Here is a 15,945-nt window from a genome sequence, read left to right on the forward strand (position 1 = left end):
CAGAGCCACATTACTATTAAATATTCTTATTGGCTTGATGGAGGGCATGCTTAATGATGCGCCGCAATGACTTCTAAAAAATCATTGCCATATTTTTCTAGTTTTCGATCGCCGATACCGGAAACGCGGGACATTTCATAATGATCGCCAGGGCGTAGCCGCACCATCTCTTTAAGCGTGACATCGCCAAAAATGACATAAGCCGGTACATTTTGCTCGTCAGCTAGTTCTTTACGTAGGCGGCGCAGCGCTTGCCACAGAGTTTGGTCGGCGTCATTACTAAAGTCACTGCCTTTTTCACCCTTGTAATTAAATTTCTCGGTGCGTTCGCGCAAAAACAGCGGTGTTTCGCCCTTAAGTAAGGGCCGAGCAGCATCGGTCAGCTCCAGCCCGCCGTGGCCGGACGCATTTAAGCGGATGGCTCCACGGGCCAAAAGCTGCCGAAAAACGGCGCGCCAGCTGGATTCGTCCACATCTTTGCCGATGCCAAAGGTAGTGATGCGTTCATGAAAATGTTCTTTCACTTTGGGCGTGGCCTTGCCCTGCAAAATATCCACTAAATGGCCAACGCCGAAGCGATTGCCGGTTCTGAATATGCACGACAGCGCTTTTCTCGCCGCCTCGGTCATTTCCACCAGCTTGGGCGGGTTGATGCAATTATCGCAATTGCCGCAGGGCTGGCTGTCTTCGCCAAAATAGCCCAGTAAGGTTTGGCGGCGGCAGGCGGTGGCTTCCACCAAGCCCAGCATGGCGTCGAGCTTGCGCCGCTCCACCAGCTTTTGCATATCGGGGGAGTTGGAATTATCAATCATGCTATTGAGCAAGATTAAATCTTGCAGGCCGTAAGCCAGCCAAGTGTTGGCAGGCAAGCCATCACGCCCCGCACGGCCGGTTTCTTGATAATAGTTTTCTATGCTCTTGGGTAAATCTAGGTGGGCCACAAAGCGCACATCGGGCTTGTCGATACCCATCCCAAAAGCAATGGTCGCCACCATCACCACGCCTTCTTGGCGAATAAACTGCTGCTGATTTTTGGTGCGCACGCTCACATCCAGCCCGGCATGGTAGGGCAGGGCGTTGATTTCCTTGCTTCGCAGCCATGCTGCGGTGTCTTCAACCTTTTTGCGGCTTAAGCAATACACAATGCCCGAATCGCCCTCGTGCTCTCTGCGGATAAAGGTGAGTAGTTGATCGCGGGCATTTTTTTTCTCGACCATGGCGTAGCGCAAATTGGGCCGATCAAAGCTAGAGACAAACTTTTGCGCGTCCTCTAAGCGCAGCCGCTCTATCATCTCGGTGCGCGTGGCGTGATCCGCCGTGGCGGTGAGGGCGATGCGTGGAATGCCAGGAAATTCATCGGCAAGGAGAGACAGCGCCAGATATTCCGGCCTAAAATCATGGCCCCATTGCGATACGCAGTGCGCCTCATCAATCGCAAACAGGCCAATCTGCGCACGTTTCAGCAGCGCCATAAAGCGCGGCGTGACTAGCCGCTCTGGCGCCACATACAGCATCTTGAGCTGGCCATTGATAAACGCGTTTTCTACTTCCCGCGCCTCATCCTGATTGAGGCTCGAATTCAAATAAGCAGCCGCAACCCCCAGCTCTTTTAAGGCATCCACCTGATCCTGCATCAGCGCAATCAAGGGCGACACTACCACGCCGCAGCCATCTCTCAGCAAGGCGGGGATCTGATAACAGAGCGACTTTCCCCCGCCAGTGGGCATCAAAACCAACGCATCCCCACCCCCCGCCACATGGCTGACAATGGTTTCCTGCTCACCGCGAAAACTGCGGTAACCAAAGACGTGTTCGAGGACTGAATGGGGGGACATGGCGAATCGATTTAAGCAGCAAAGGCAGGATTGTACCCCTCTGCGGGGGGAAGCTAAAACTTGGCGTGGTTTGGGGGGAAGATTTACGTGGGGTTGGTATGTAATGTTGCGAGGTGCGGCCCTGCCAGATTTTGGCATGAAGTAAAAATGGCGTTTTATCTGTTGTTTGTAATCAAGCTCAAAAGCAATGTTTTTTTAGTGCCTTCGGCACGTTATTTTTGGTGCGGTATCCCCGCTGGGACTCACTTTCTTGCTTCGCCAAGAAAGTAAGCAAAGAAGGCGACCCCGACCAGCACGAAGGCCCCTCACTGCGGATAATCGGCTCGGCGAAAAAGGCTGCTCGGGAGCAAGCCCTACCCCTTTTCCGAAACCCCGATCCGCTTATTCCTCGCTTCGGCGTGCTTCAAGGGGACTTTAAAGCCCCATGCAAAGAGCGTGGTTATGGTGCTTTGCCATTTGTTTTCCACTAAAAAGCAAATGGTTGGATTTTAGTTATTAGAAGCTTACAAATCGGTAGTTGAATTTTGAATCAGGAAAACCACAGTCTTTACGCATCGCTGTAATGGATGAGGAGTAAGCAATTTGTAACTCATTTTCGGAAACTGAGCCACGGGCTGCTGAGTTCGCTTTAATAAGGTCTAATAGATGACCAATGGGGTTCATAACATCATCAGGTGCCCATAGTGCGGCTTCATCATAAGCTTCCAGAAAACGTTTCTGATCGTCTGTATTGTTTCGAGTTGCAGCGCTTAAGAATACCCTTAAGGATATGGATAGCTTGGTGTAGACATTGCGCCGTCTGACAAGGAGCTCTTGTTCGCGTGCTCCAGTCAGACGTTCTGTTTCAAGTATGCGTGCCGCCCAAACTCCCCCAAGCCATTTAAACAGTGCAAAGATAATTGCTGTACCTCCGCTAAGGGCAAATAGCACAGAGCCTGTGATTGATAGCAGATCGGTGATATTCATGATCAGTACCTACAAAAATAAGTCGGGGAATGAATGCAAAAAGATGAAGCTTAATTTGGCAATTGAGTGTGCAGAGTAATTTAATGTAGCGTTAGCTTTTTGAATTAAATTGGATCTGCGCAGCCAAAATCGCTTTAACCCGCGGCCCGAAGCTGGCTAGGTTTGATAGTGTGGCATTGTGATGCGCGGAAATTTGTGCTGCAGATAACACATCGTTGTCCACGGTGGAATGGCCGTCAGCAATCAGCGTAATAGGGTAACCTAAGGCAAGGGCGCGGCGGACGGTGGTGTCTACGCAAAATTCGCTTTGTAAGCCACAAATAATTAAGTGCTCGGTACCAAGGTCTTTGAGCAGGGTGTGCAGATTGGTATTGTGAAATGAATCTGAGGCGCTTTTTCTGATCAATAAATCATCCGGCTGAGCTTGCAAGCCCACGGCAAGTTGCCAGCCAACAGAGCCATATTCAAGCAGGCCATCATTGGCTTCGTGCTGGATATAAATAACCGGCACGCTATTTTGGCGGGCTAATTGGGCCACGCTATTAATTTGATTAATCACTTGCACGGCTTCAAAGGCAGCATATTCGCCGCTGCAGAGCGCTTCTTGCACATCAATGATCAGCATTGCGGTTTTCATAAGGGCCTTGTGGTGAAAAATAATTTGAAAGAGATATCGCTTTAATTCATTTCTTTTAGCGATTTTAAATTAAGTATGGCGACTTGAGCTAAGGTTTTATTCGTCCGATATTTAAAAATTTATCGCAATTTTTTGTATGGAAAATACACACTCAAATTCTATCCCTGATCAGCATAAAAAAAGGCCACCCCAGAGGGTGACCTTTTGCTGATTTGCAGCTTAGCTAATCTATTTACTTAATCTCAGCCCCATCAATCCCCAAGCGGCTCGCTAATCCCAAGCCATAAGCTGGATCGGCTTTATAACAGTGGCGTAGTTGGCGCACTTGGATTTCTTTGACGGTGACCTGGCTGAGCGCACCGGCCATATTGTCCAGCAAGCGTTCCTGGGCATCTTTGCCGATCAGGCGGAATAGATCGCCGGCTTGGATGTAATCATCGGGCTGATCTTGCAGCGGGTTGTAGCGATCTGCGCTGCCATAAATTGCCAAAGGCGGCTCGGCTGCGCTCGGGTCTTCTTTTGGGCCACCAAAGCTATTTGGCTCGTAGCTTGGGTAGGCGCTACCGCCGTAGTTTCCGCTCTGCATTTGCCCATCACGGTGGTAATTGCTAAATGGACATTTAGGGGCGTTCACCGGCAGATGGCCGTGGTTCACGCCAAGGCGGTAGCGCTGCGCGTCTCCGTAAGCAAATAAACGACCTTGCAGCATTTTATCTGGAGAGAAGCTGATGCCAGGCACCACATTAGCTGGGTTATGCGCGGATTGTTCGACTTCCGCATGGTAGTTTTCTGCGTTGCGGTTTAGCTCTAGCACGCCGACTTCATGCAGTGGGAAATCACCGTGTGGCCAGACTTTGGTCAGGTCAAAGGGGTTGATCGCGTAGTTATCCGCTTCGGCTTCGGTCATTAGCTGCACACACATTTTCCAACGTGGGAAATCGCCGTTTTCGATGCTGTTGTATAAATCGCGTTGCGAGCTTTCTCTGTCGTTGGCAACCACCGCTGCGGCTTCTTCATTGCTGTAGTTCTCGATGCCTTGCATGCTTTTAAAGTGGAATTTCACCCAAGTGCGTGTGTTATCGCTGCTAATCAGGCTAAACGTGTGGCTACCAAAGCCGTGCATCTGGCGGTAGTTTTTAGGCAGGCCACGATCGCTCATCACAATGGTGATTTGATGCAGGGCTTCGGGCAGGCTAGAGAAAAAATCCCACTGCGAATTGGCATTAAACATATTGGTGCGCGGATCGCGTTTCACCACATGGTTTAGATCAGGGAACTTCAGTGGGTCGCGCAAAAAGAACACCGGTGTGTTATTGCCGACCAGATCCCAATTACCTTCTTCGGTATAAAACTTCATTGAGAAACCACGGATATCGCGCTCGGCATCGGCCGCACCACGCTCACCCGCTACGGTTGAAAAGCGTAAGAATAATGGTGTTTGTTTACCCACTTCGGAAAAAATCTTGGCCTTGCTGTACTGGCTGATGTCGTGGGTCACAGTAAATGTGCCGTAAGCACCCGAGCCTTTTGCGTGCATTCTGCGCTCTGGAATCACTTCACGATTAAAGTGCGCCATCTTTTCCATATACCAAACATCTTGCATCAGCATCGGGCCGCGTGGGCCTGCTGTAAGCGCATGCTGGTTGTCGCTGACGGGAGCACCCGCCTGAGTGGTGAGTTTTTTAGAAGTCATGATGTGTTTCCTTTGCTGAGATTGGGATTACTGCATCCAGCTAAGGCTGGCAAGCAGTTCGCAAAAGAGTTCCCCAAGTGTGTCTTGCTTCATGGTGGCTCCTTGTTGAAGCGATTATGGGTTTTTGTAATAGTTAAAACAAATTGATTGTTTAAATGCAATTGATAGATTTTATTAACTAGCGCGAAGCCTGTATCACTTTTGACCAAGATGGGGTGTAAGGCGGGGATGGCTGATAGACGGCAAGAATTTTGGCTGGCAGACGGCTAAATTTACCGGCGGTGAAATTCAGTAAACCGTGGCCTATGCCATTGAGGCAATGGGCACTCTGGACCCAAAAGTTTATAGCGTCGATTAATTAAAGGCTTGTTGTTCGATTTTAATCATATCGCCAACGGATATAGCAATGTGCAGATGTCGGGTAATGTAGCCACGCTCTGTACGTCTGTGGCTTGGATCTATGATGGGCCGGTGCATCGTGCGCCTAGCATGCAGCATTTTGCGGGCTGGCTTGCTGCTCAGTCAAACGGCGCTTGATTCGGGCCAGACTTGCAGCTGCCTGTGGCAACAGAGCAGTTTTATGCGCGGGCACATAAGAAATTAAATCGGGTTTCTTCAGGCAAATGGCTTGATTTATTGGCCACCAGCCCAGCTTATCTGCAGTAAATGGCGCGTGGCCCACGGTATGCGTGGGCTATTGCAGTGCTCTGGCTAAATAATCTACAAAGCAGGCCATTCTGTGGCTATCCCACGCCATGGTGGCGCAAATTTACCACGCCTTATTCTCAGTAAAAATACCTGTTCGTTTTGAGTATCAGCGGCTAAAACGCCGCACTCGCCTGTTGCCAATAATGGCGATGGGCTTTTCGCCAGCTGCTTAGTTTTATTTCTTTATCCACATCAAAAATGAGTGCGCCTTCTTGATCGGTGCGTAAGTTGATCGCTTGGGCGGCGGCATAGCGGGCGATGATTTCTGGCTTGGGGTGACCATAGTGGTTTAAATAGCCTGCGGAAAAAACGGCATAGCGGGGCGTGCTTGTCTCAATAAAGGCTAAGGACGACGATGATTTACTGCCGTGGTGCGGCACCAGCAGAATATCGATCTTGCCTAAGCCCTGATTAATCAGCTCGGTTTCTTCATGGATGCCAATATCGGCGGGAATCAGCGCAGTATGCTGGTCATTTTGGATGAGCAGCGTGCAGCCGCGTGCGTTATCGGTCCTTGCGGCGTAGGTCGGATCGGGCCAGATAAAGCGAAAGCGCACGCCATCCCAAGTCCAGCTTTTGCCAAGCTGGCAGTGCTGCCGATGGATCTGCAGGGGGCTCAAGAGGGGATGATCGTCGGGCAAACTATGCCAGATGGTTTGGATGGGGATGTTTTTGAACAAGGGCGGGGCTGCGCCAATATGATCCATATCGTTATGGGATAACACCAGTGCATCTAGCTGACGAATGCTCTGGCTGCGTAAGGCGGGCAGCAGCACACGTTCGCCGTTGGGTAGCTGGCCGGTATCAAATAGCAGCTGATGCTTGGCTGTTTGTACCAATACCGCCAAGCCTTGGCCCACATCAAGCACGGTCAGCCGATAGCTATTGGGCGGGATTTGATTGGGCGTAGGAATAAACAGCGGCAGGCAGCAAATCAGCCCCAAATGCCGCCCAGGTACGCCGCGAGGCAGCAGCAACAGCATTACACCAAGCCCTGCTGGGATAAGGGTGAGTGCGGAGGGCATATTGAAAGCAATATTGGGCAGCGTACTGCACCATTGCAGCAGATAGTCGGTGCCCGCAAATAGGCGCTCGGCTGCGAAAAGTAGGTAGCCAAAAGGATCGAGCAAGCCAGCAAGAGCGAGCGGTGTAATCAGCACACTGACAATAGGTATCGCAAACGCATTGGCTAAGGGGGAAACCAGCGGTAGTTGCCCAAACATTACCAGTAAGATGGGCGCTGATGCGATGGTTGCTGCGGCTTGCGCGCTGATCCAGATCCTCCATTTAGGCCCTTGTCCAATTTGCCGTCCTCCCGCCCAAAGTAGCGCACCCACGGTGAGGTAGGATAGCCAAAATCCAATCGATAATACCGCAAAAGGATCAATCGCCACGGTGACGCATAATGCGGCTGCCCAAATGGCGCTGCTGGCGCTGGGCTGCGCTCGCCATAGGCAGAGGGCTGCAATGGCCAGCATAAAAAGTGTGCGTTGGGTGGGCACAGCCATCCCTGCCAGCAGGCAATAGCAGAGTGCGGTAATAACGCCAGCGAGTAATGCGGCCCGTTGGGCGGCAAAGCGTGCCGCAAGGTAAGGGATACGCCGCCAACATGCTTTACAGATGCCTGCAGCAATCGCAGCAAGTAAAGTAATATGCAAGCCAGAAATGCTAATTAAATGCGTAATGCCAGTGGATGCAAAGCGCTGCCATTGCTCAGGTGGAATTGCGCCTTGATCGCCTACTGTAAGCGCTATCATCACGCCTTGATACGGCGCACTGGGTAGGGCCAGTTGAATTTTGCTGCGTAGCTGGGCACGTATCCGATGCAGCCAAGCGCGTTGCTCGGGTAAAAGGGTTCCCGACTTTACTGTGCCGGTTGCGCCGATACCTTGCTGTAAAAACCAGCTTTCTAAATCAAAACTCCCAGGATTACTTTGGCCGTGCACTTGCTTCAGTTTCAGTAAAAAATGCCAACGCTCACCAGCTTTTACCTTATCTGGCGCGCCATACCATTGTAATTGCAGCTTGCTGGGTAAGGGCTGGCTACTTGATTCTGGAATAAACAAAAACCGCGTGCCAAAGCGCGTGGCTTGCGGTAAATCAGTAATATAGCCATCTGCCTCAATCAGTTGCTGTTCAAGGGCTGGTGAAAGCCTATCTGCCATCCGTAGCTGAGCTCGCCAATTTGCCCAGCTAAAGCCGCAGCACAGCACCGCCAGTAATAAAAAAATAAAGTGCTTACGATGCAAGCTAAAGCAGAGTACTGCGGCGGCAATTAAGAGCCAAAGCGCAGGCAAGGAGGCTAGGCTTTGCAGTAGACATACCCCACTTACAAAGCCCGTGATCAGGAGTAAATAACGGGTCAGCATGTTTTAGCTTAGCAGGGAAAAGATGTCATCCTCGTAATACCCATGTTGATGGCATAGGCTATTGTTAGCGCCCTAGGGGCTGTTGACGTTTTATTCGCCATTGCGCTGAGCCGGAAAACGGCCAGGCAAAAGGCATGTAACGAAGGCAATAACTGGTTATTGTCGAGGAGCATCACGCAGTGAATGGCCATTTTCCGACTCAGCCCTTTGGGTTCAGCCCCAAAACTGGGCCAAACGCAGCCGTGAATGAAACGTCAACAGACCCTAAAAACCTTGGTCTTGCCCCAGCAAGATATGTTGCTGGAAGACTTTGGTGGTCGAAGATAGCTAGCCAGCGCAGCTTGAGTCATACGCCATCAGCCCCTAGGGCTGTGAAAAATTGGCTGTAGCAAACTGTTCTTTGTTTGGTTTCTAAAGCAACAGCCTGATAAACTTCGCTTCATGGAAAATTTTGACGCAGATGTCATCATCGTCGGTGGCGGTTTGGTAGGAAGTGCCTTAGCTTTGGCGCTCAAACAGACTAGTCTTACGGTCATGCTAATAGAAGGCAGCCCGCCCGCTTGGGATTGGCCGCTAGAGTCTTGGGACCAACGCATTTATGCAATTAGCCGTGCTAGTCGGCAATTATTGCAGCGGATTTGTGCGTGGCAGCAGATGGATGCGACGCGTTTACAAGCTACATCTGCGATGAAAATATTTGGCGATGCGAACGCAGCTTCTTTGCAATTTAATGCGCTGGAAGCAGGCGTGGATGAGCTGGCTTTTATGCTAGAAAATCGCGAACTGCAAAAAGCACTGTGGGCAGGGCTTGCCGATTGTAGCCATATCCAAATGATTACTCCTGCTACTCCTAGCTTACTTCATGTGGATGAGCGTGCTGCTACCCTTAGCTTAAGCGATGGCCGTCAATTGCGTGCGCGTTTGGTTGTGGGCGCGGATGGTGCTCATTCTTGGGTAAGAAGCCAGCTTGGCATCGTACCGCAAGTCACACCGTATGAGCAGTTTGGCGTAGTGGCTAATTTTACGATTGAAAAGTCACATCTTGGGGTGGCGCATCAATGGTTTATGCCCGATGGTATCTTGGCGTGGCTGCCATTGGCAGGTCATCGCATGTCTATGGTTTGGTCTTGCAATGATGCTAAGCGGGCTGAATTAATGGCGCTATCTCCTGAAGCACTTTGCCAATATGTTGCAGCAGCGGGTGGAGCACTTTTAGGTGCTTTGCAGCTAATTACCCCTGCGGCCGCTTTTCCACTTCGTTTAAATCAATTGCCACATACCGTGAGTGATAAGGTGGTGCTGATTGGTGATGCCGCCCATACCGTTCATCCTCTGGCTGGACAGGGGGTGAACTTAGGTTTTGGTGATGTGGCTGAATTGGCGGCATTACTGGTACAAACACCTGTGAATCAAATAGGTGATTATTTGCTGTTACGCCGTTATGAACGTGCGCGCAGTGAAGCGGTCTACACCATGCAAAGCGTTTGTCATGGTTTGCAAAAATTATTTAATAATACGAACCCCTTGCTAAAAACTTTACGAAATCTGGGCTTAGGGGCCACTAACCAATTACCATGGCTAAAAAGGCAATTAATTCGCCATGCAATGGATGCTTAGGATATTTATGAAAATGAAGTCTGTTACTCAAGTTTTGATTGCTACTGGTTTTTTAGCCTTAACGGCTTGCTCTGCTTCGGCAGATAATTCTATTTCCCAGCTTAAGCAAAAGCTGGCAAAGCAATTACCTGGCCGTGAAATTACCTCGATCAATACCACGCCAATGAAAGGTATTTATGAGGTGGTGATTGCGAAGCGGCAGATTGTGTATACCGATGCTAAAGGTGAATATATCTTGGCTGGGGATATGATTGATTTAGCTAAAAAATCTAGCCTAACAGAGCAGCGCACGGCTGAATTACAAAAAACAGATTTTAGCAAACTGCCATTAGAGCAAGCCTTTAAAGAAGTGCGTGGCGATGGTTCCCGCGTACTGGCGGTATTCTCTGATCCAGATTGCCCTTATTGCAAACGTTTAGAGCGTGAAAGTTTAAATGGTATTACGAATGTCACTATTTATACTTTTTTAATGCCTTTAAGTATTCACCCAGATGCAGAGCGTAAATCAAAAGTTATTTGGTGTGCTGCTGATAAACAAGCAGCTTGGAGCAATTTTATGCTTAAAGATCAAATGCTTGAAGGTAAGTCAGATTGCGAAAATCCAGTTGAAAAAAATATGAAACTGGCCGAAACCCTTGGCATTAGCGGCACACCTGCCCTGATTTTTAAATCAGGCCAAATTGTATCTGGGGCAATTCCTAAGGAGCAAATTGAACAATTACTTGCTGCTAAGTAATTCATCAATAAAAAAAAGCCAAGCACGAATGCTTGGCTTTTTTTATTTAACTAAACGTGCCTGCAATTTATCAAAGCCTTTTCTGAGCATTTTTTCTTCATACACAAAGTCATCTTGATTATTTATGCGGTGTAGGCCAGACATAAAATTGAGGTCGCGAAAATTCTCTGAGCCTGAAATAACATTATCATTTTGGGTAAAAATATAATTGAATGATATTTTAGGGCTGTAAATATCTTTAATTACACGTACTCCATTCATCCGACCCCCTTGCATGGGTGGGATATCTCCGGCTAGATCAAAATCAGTGACGGTGATTTCTAACAAGCTATCAGTGGGCAATTTTTGGGCTAAATCTGCAAATGTTTTTTCCATGTACGTAAATAGTCGTTGCTGGAAGCGATCTTGTTGTTCGTGTGTGGCACGGATATCTGTGTATTTTTCGGGAGCCTGCCAAATGACATTGGCACTGCCAGCCCATGAGCTAGTGTTAATCAAAGCAAGTAGGCCGAAACTTAGAAAAATCTTTTTCATCGTGTTACTCCGTTGCGTGTTTGATTAGACATATTTTTGTGCTTGCTTAAACTAACATAATTAAAACAATAGCTTATGATTTTTGTAGGCTGTGGGTGCATGACAATATGTTAATTTATAGCGTAAATAGATACAGCTGATTGCATATTAGTGTGATTATCGAGTAAATTTAAAGTGCTTTTCTTTGTTAAACAAGTGAATTGTCTACACCCCAACACAATTGCATGTAATGATTGCTGTTAGAGATGTATAACAACAAGAGCTCCTTTTTTATCCTGCATGCCTTTGGTATCTTTGTAAGCTGTGGTAGGTGTATTTACGCAAATCATAGTTTATGTGTAATCCACTAGGTCATCTTGGTATTGGATCTGTTGGCCATTTTTAAGTGATTTTCTCAATAATGAGATTGCTTGAGCTCTTTGCTTGATTTAAGTGCAGGGTATTTAGCTTGGCTGATTAGCAAGTGTTTAACGAAAAAGGAAGTCTTCAATATGGATGTTTTGTATTATTGGAAAGATGTAAAAGCAGATATGGCTGCTGGGCACATTGGCTGGTTTCGTTCATCTCGTGGCAAATTAAGTGAGTTGAGCGAAAGCTATCCTGATCGTATTTGGGTGATTAAAACCCCTATAGGCAAGAAAGGTAGCGTGCAATTATTGGCGTGCTTGCGCTGGAGCGATAAGGCTGCGGTGAAGGTGCCCGTGGTAGATGTGCAGTCGACCATTTTTTATGATCCTGCTCACGTACAAAGCATGTGGTTTGAAGGCTCGGATAGCGATGAGGCTATTGAAATGACCAGCAAATGGTTGCGCGAGCATTTTTCTGCTGCAGTGCGTGCTAATTTTCAAGGCGATAACGGTATTCACGCCTTGCGCGGCGATACCTTGCGCCAGCTAGAAAAAATCTCACAAAACTTTGCGACGCGCCCTTTTTTAACAGAAAAAGTGAGCTAATCCGCTTTTCTACGGTAGATCAGCCTTAAGTTCGACAGGCTAGCCCTCTTGACATGTGTTTGCCTGTTGCAACATACATTTCAAGAGGGTTTTTTATAGGTACTATTTTATCGTTCAAGCTATCCTTGAATTCTTGTATTACTTTTGTAATTGAACTTTAATTATAATTGTTGATAATTTTTCATGGTGATTGCTTTGATTGCAAGTTTCAGTTTAAAAAACTTTCTGCTACTGATCTTGTCGCTGGTACTCATTATTGTGCTGGGGCTGGCGGTACAGTCTTATTATTTCCAGAGTAGAACAGCGCTTGCAGCAGGCCTGATGGGGCAAGGCAAGGATGTGGTGGCCGATATTTTGCCGCCCCCTTTGTATATCATCGAAGCGCAGTTGGTGTCATATCAGCTACTGAGTGCTGATGCTGAAGAGCAAGCACGTTTATTGGCGCAACTGGCTCAATTAAAAAAAGACTATTTCACCCGAATTAGCTATTGGGAAGGCAGCGATCTCACCCCTGATTTAAAGAAAATGCTACTAGGCGAGGCGCAAGTTACGGCCAAACGTTTTTGGGATATTGTCGATCAGCGCTTAATTCCTGCGGTGAAAAGTAGTAATAAACCGGTGATTGAGCAAACCTTAATTGAGCTAAAGCCCTCTTATGCTGCACACAGATCTGCAATTGATCATCTGGTGATTAAGGGCAATGAATTTGCATCCACAACATCAGAGGGTTTGATTTTAGAATCAAGTCGAGCTATTAAAGCCTCTATATTATTGGGCTTAATTGGGGTCATTATTGTGACCGGTTTACTGATTTTATTAATGCGTGAAATGAAAAAAAGATTAGGCGGCGAGCCTTCTTATTTAATGGACCTAGTTAAAGCCATTGTGACTGGTGATTTAATCTTAAGAAATTATTCTTTTGTCAGTAAAAATAGCAATCAGAGTGTCTTGGCAAATATGGGATTATTGGTTTCGCATTTATCTGAGCATATGCGGCAAATTTTGCGTGTGAGTAAGCAAATTACTTTGTCGTCTTATCAAATTACCGAGATTAGCCGTGACATTGTGGATTCTTCTAAGCAAAGGGAGGAAAGTGCGCAGCAAGTGAATAATGTGACCGATCGTTTAAATGCAGCGTCTTACAAGGTGGGAGCATGCTCAGAGCAGATTCAGCAACAGGTGAATGAAACCAGTAGCTTGGCGCAAAAAGGCTTGCTGGCCGTGCGCTCTAGCCAACAGGAAATGAGCGCAATTTCAGAGAAGGCGCAGGAGGCTGAGGGTAGTGTGTTGCAATTGGATCAGGCGGGGCAAAAAATCCAAGGGATTACCGAGGTGATTCGGGAAATTTCCGAGCAAACTAATTTACTGGCTTTGAATGCCGCTATTGAAGCTGCGCGTGCAGGAGAAATGGGGCGCGGTTTTGCTGTGGTCGCCGATGAAGTCAGAAAACTAGCTTACCGTACGGGTGAGGCAACATCGGAGATTGGCGGGATTATTAAAGAGCTGGCTGGTTTGATTGGTGAAAGCCGAGCGGCCATGACAATTATTTTACAAAGCACTCAAACAGGCTTGGAGCAGGCATTGGTGAGCACCAAGGCTATTGAGGAAATTAGCGATAGCGCACGGACCACAACTGACCTCTCGCAAACGGTGACTAAGGAAATTAAGGGGCAAATTGAAATGATGTCCGAGCAGCGCGATCGTTTGCAAGTCTTGTTTTCTGCCCTACAAGATAGCGCGGAACGTGCTCATACCACTGGCACCATTAGCCATGATTTGTATGATCTAACCGATAAATTAAAGCATTGCCTTGGGGCTTTTCAATTTGATACAGAAATAATAGTAGAAGTGGCTACGCATGAAAAACGGGCCGTACCCCTTTAGGGAAGCAATTTTTGGGTGGAATTGGATGTGGATGGGCACTGGGTGGAGTCCGTGACCGTAGATATGTCGTTAACGGGAATGAAATTGCAATTGCCGCATGGTGTTTCTGTATCTATTGATGATTTCAATATTCAAGTTTTGACGCTCTTTGAATCTTTTGCCGTTCTAATCAAATATCAATCCAAGTCGTGAAGGGGTATTCAATCTTAGCAACTTAGCCAGACACCTAGCAGCCTGTCGGACTTAAGACTGATCTACTACGGAAAAGCCGGATTTGGCCATATTTCACGCATTTTCTCGTTGAATAGCCAGCTATTCGCCTCAAAAACCCGCGAAATCTGTCTCAAATCGGTATTCCACAGAAAGCACTTGATCACGAAAGCCCTATTCAACCAATGAAAAAATGGCAAGAAAATAAACCTGAATTATTTAAAAAACGAGTTTATGATCTTGCGAAACTTGACACTTAAGTAAGCTCTCTTGGTGGATGCTTTATAAGCTCATCCCTGGTGACAACTGAGCGGGCAGCACTAAGCTGGCTGATTCAATTGATGCCATCGGTGTGGCGCAGTAGTCGGCGGCGTAATAGGCGCTTGGGCGGTGGTTGCCTGATTTGCCGGTGCCGCCAAATGGCGCGGCAGAGGATGCGCCGTTGGTTGGGCGGTTCCAGTTCACGACCCCAGCGTCGATTTCGGTTTTAAATTCATCCCACAGCGCCGGGTCATCAGCTAACAGGCCAGCAGACAGGCCATAGGCCGTGTCGTTGGCCATCTCTATCGCCTTGGCAAAATCGCTGTAGCGAATGATTTGCGTCAGCGGGCCAAAGTATTCTTCGTCTGGCAAATTAGCCACCTTGCTCACATCCAGAATCGCTGGCGTAACAAAGGCGTTGCTTGGGTCGGCGTGTTGCATTTTAAGCAGCGGCACAGCGCCAAGGGCAATCAGCTTATCTTGCGCGGCCATAAGCTGGCGTGCGGCGGTCAAAGAAATAACCGAGCCCATAAAAGGCTGCTCGGCAGCATCAAAATGGCCGATAGATAGCTTGCCAGCCACTTTAATCAGGCGGGCAAGGAAGCGATCACCAAATTCACCGTGCGGCACCAGAATGCGGCGCGAGCAGGTGCAGCGTTGGCCAGCGGATAAAAACGCCGATTGAATGGTGTGGTGTACCGCCGCATCCAGCGCTTCGGTGGGGGCGATAATCAGCGGGTTATTGCCGCCCATTTCCAGTGCCAGCATAAAATCAGGCCGGCCAGCAAATTGCTTGTGCAGCGCCACGCCAGTGCCAGAGCTGCCAGTAAACAGCAGGCCATTTAGATCGTCGTGTTTCGCCAGAGCAATGCCGGTTTCTTTTTCGCCTTGCAGCAGTGCTATCACACCGGCAGGCAGGCCAGCCGCTTGCCAAAGCTGCACGGTTTTTTCGGCCACCAGCGGCGCTTGTTCGGACGGCTTAAATACAATGCAATTGCCCGCCAGCAGCGCAGGCACAATATGGCCGTTGGGCAAGTGGCCAGGGAAGTTATAAGGGCCGTACACAGCTACCACACCATGTGGGCGATGACGCAAAACGGCGTTGCCATCAGGGGTCGCGCTGCTGCGCTCACCCGTGCGCTCTGCATGGGCGCGGATAGAAATCTCAATCTTGCCCACCATCGCCGCCACTTCCTGACGTGATTCCCACAATGGCTTACCGGTTTCAAAGCCAATAGCGTGGGCAAGGTCTTCTTTATGCTCGCCAAGTAATTCAGCAAAGCGGCGCACGATGGCAATCCGTGCTTCTAACGAGGTGCGTTTCCATGCAGGGAAGGCCGCGCGGGCGCTCTGCATAGCTAGATTCACATCGTCGCTGCTAGCGCTCTTACCCTGCCACACCACCGCGTTATTCGCTGGATTGGTAGAAATCAATTCACTACCCGTGCCATCTTGCCATTGGCCATTCATAAACAGTTGAGCCATATTGCTGTCCTTTAAGATATTGGTTGATTCAAAACCTAAAGCAAAACCCAAGTCTTG

General features: G+C 48.4%; 12 protein-coding genes. 5 read left to right on the plus strand and 7 right to left on the minus strand.

Features of this window, described 5'->3' with window-relative positions; translation table 11 throughout:
- Positions 1–50: 50 nt before the first annotated feature.
- The 4 genes from recQ to C1H71_RS14015 all read right to left on the minus strand — a co-directional run bounded on the left by recQ (position 51) and on the right by C1H71_RS14015 (position 5,131).
- Positions 51–1,835: a DNA helicase RecQ gene (gene recQ, locus C1H71_RS14000; RefSeq protein ID WP_130107096.1), complete on the minus strand. Its 1,785-nt coding sequence runs from the start codon at positions 1,833–1,835 to the stop codon at positions 51–53.
- 495 nt (positions 1,836–2,330) lie between these two features.
- Positions 2,331–2,801 carry a hypothetical protein gene (locus C1H71_RS14005; protein ID WP_130107097.1) on the minus strand — a complete coding sequence of 157 codons (471 nt, stop codon included), beginning with the start codon at positions 2,799–2,801 and terminating at the stop codon, positions 2,331–2,333.
- 91 nt (positions 2,802–2,892) lie between these two features.
- Positions 2,893–3,426 carry a cysteine hydrolase family protein gene (locus C1H71_RS14010; protein WP_223145876.1) on the minus strand — a complete coding sequence of 178 codons (534 nt, stop codon included), beginning with the start codon at positions 3,424–3,426 and terminating at the stop codon, positions 2,893–2,895.
- A gap of 244 nt (positions 3,427–3,670) precedes the next feature.
- Positions 3,671–5,131 (minus strand): catalase, encoded by a 1,461-nt coding sequence (locus C1H71_RS14015; protein WP_130107099.1) that lies wholly within the window; start codon positions 5,129–5,131, stop codon positions 3,671–3,673.
- A 414-nt stretch (positions 5,132–5,545) separates the two neighbouring features.
- On the opposite strand from C1H71_RS14015, the gene C1H71_RS21530 reads away from it, so the two are divergent.
- A complete protein-coding gene (locus C1H71_RS21530; RefSeq protein ID WP_262488299.1) occupies positions 5,546–5,668 on the plus strand; it encodes a hypothetical protein in 123 nt (40 codons plus the stop codon).
- Between the two features lie 284 nt (positions 5,669–5,952).
- Here C1H71_RS21530 and C1H71_RS14020 read toward each other — a convergent pair whose 3' ends face one another.
- On the minus strand, positions 5,953–8,208 hold the full coding sequence (locus tag C1H71_RS14020) for a DNA internalization-related competence protein ComEC/Rec2 (protein WP_130107100.1): 2,256 nt from the start codon (positions 8,206–8,208) through the stop codon (positions 5,953–5,955).
- A gap of 441 nt (positions 8,209–8,649) precedes the next feature.
- Between C1H71_RS14020 and C1H71_RS14025 the strand changes: the two genes are divergently transcribed.
- Both C1H71_RS14025 and C1H71_RS14030 read left to right on the plus strand, forming a co-directional pair.
- Entirely contained in the window at positions 8,650–9,825 is a 1,176-nt protein-coding gene (locus tag C1H71_RS14025; protein WP_130107101.1) for a UbiH/UbiF family hydroxylase, read from the plus strand.
- A 7-nt stretch (positions 9,826–9,832) separates the two neighbouring features.
- On the plus strand, positions 9,833–10,561 hold the full coding sequence (locus C1H71_RS14030; protein ID WP_130107102.1) for a DsbC family protein: 729 nt from the start codon (positions 9,833–9,835) through the stop codon (positions 10,559–10,561).
- Positions 10,562–10,603: 42 nt separating this feature from the next.
- On the opposite strand, the gene C1H71_RS14035 is transcribed toward C1H71_RS14030, so the two are convergent.
- Positions 10,604–11,095: a DUF3016 domain-containing protein gene (locus C1H71_RS14035; protein WP_130107103.1), complete on the minus strand. Its 492-nt coding sequence runs from the start codon at positions 11,093–11,095 to the stop codon at positions 10,604–10,606.
- Positions 11,096–11,505: 410 nt separating this feature from the next.
- Here C1H71_RS14035 and C1H71_RS14040 point away from each other — a divergent pair, with 410 nt between their 5' ends.
- A complete protein-coding gene (locus C1H71_RS14040; RefSeq protein ID WP_130107104.1) occupies positions 11,506–12,048 on the plus strand; it encodes a hypothetical protein in 543 nt (180 codons plus the stop codon).
- A 195-nt stretch (positions 12,049–12,243) separates the two neighbouring features.
- A complete protein-coding gene (locus C1H71_RS14045) occupies positions 12,244–13,932 on the plus strand; it encodes a methyl-accepting chemotaxis protein (RefSeq protein ID WP_188053296.1) in 1,689 nt (562 codons plus the stop codon).
- Positions 13,933–14,424: 492 nt separating this feature from the next.
- Here the strand turns inward: C1H71_RS14045 and astD are convergent, their stop codons facing one another.
- Entirely contained in the window at positions 14,425–15,888 is a 1,464-nt protein-coding gene (astD, locus tag C1H71_RS14050; protein WP_130107106.1) for a succinylglutamate-semialdehyde dehydrogenase, read from the minus strand.
- Positions 15,889–15,945: the final 57 nt, after the last annotated feature.

Source organism: Iodobacter fluviatilis (assembly GCF_004194535.1).
GTDB classification, from domain to species: Bacteria; Pseudomonadota; Gammaproteobacteria; order Burkholderiales; family Chitinibacteraceae; genus Iodobacter; species Iodobacter fluviatilis_A.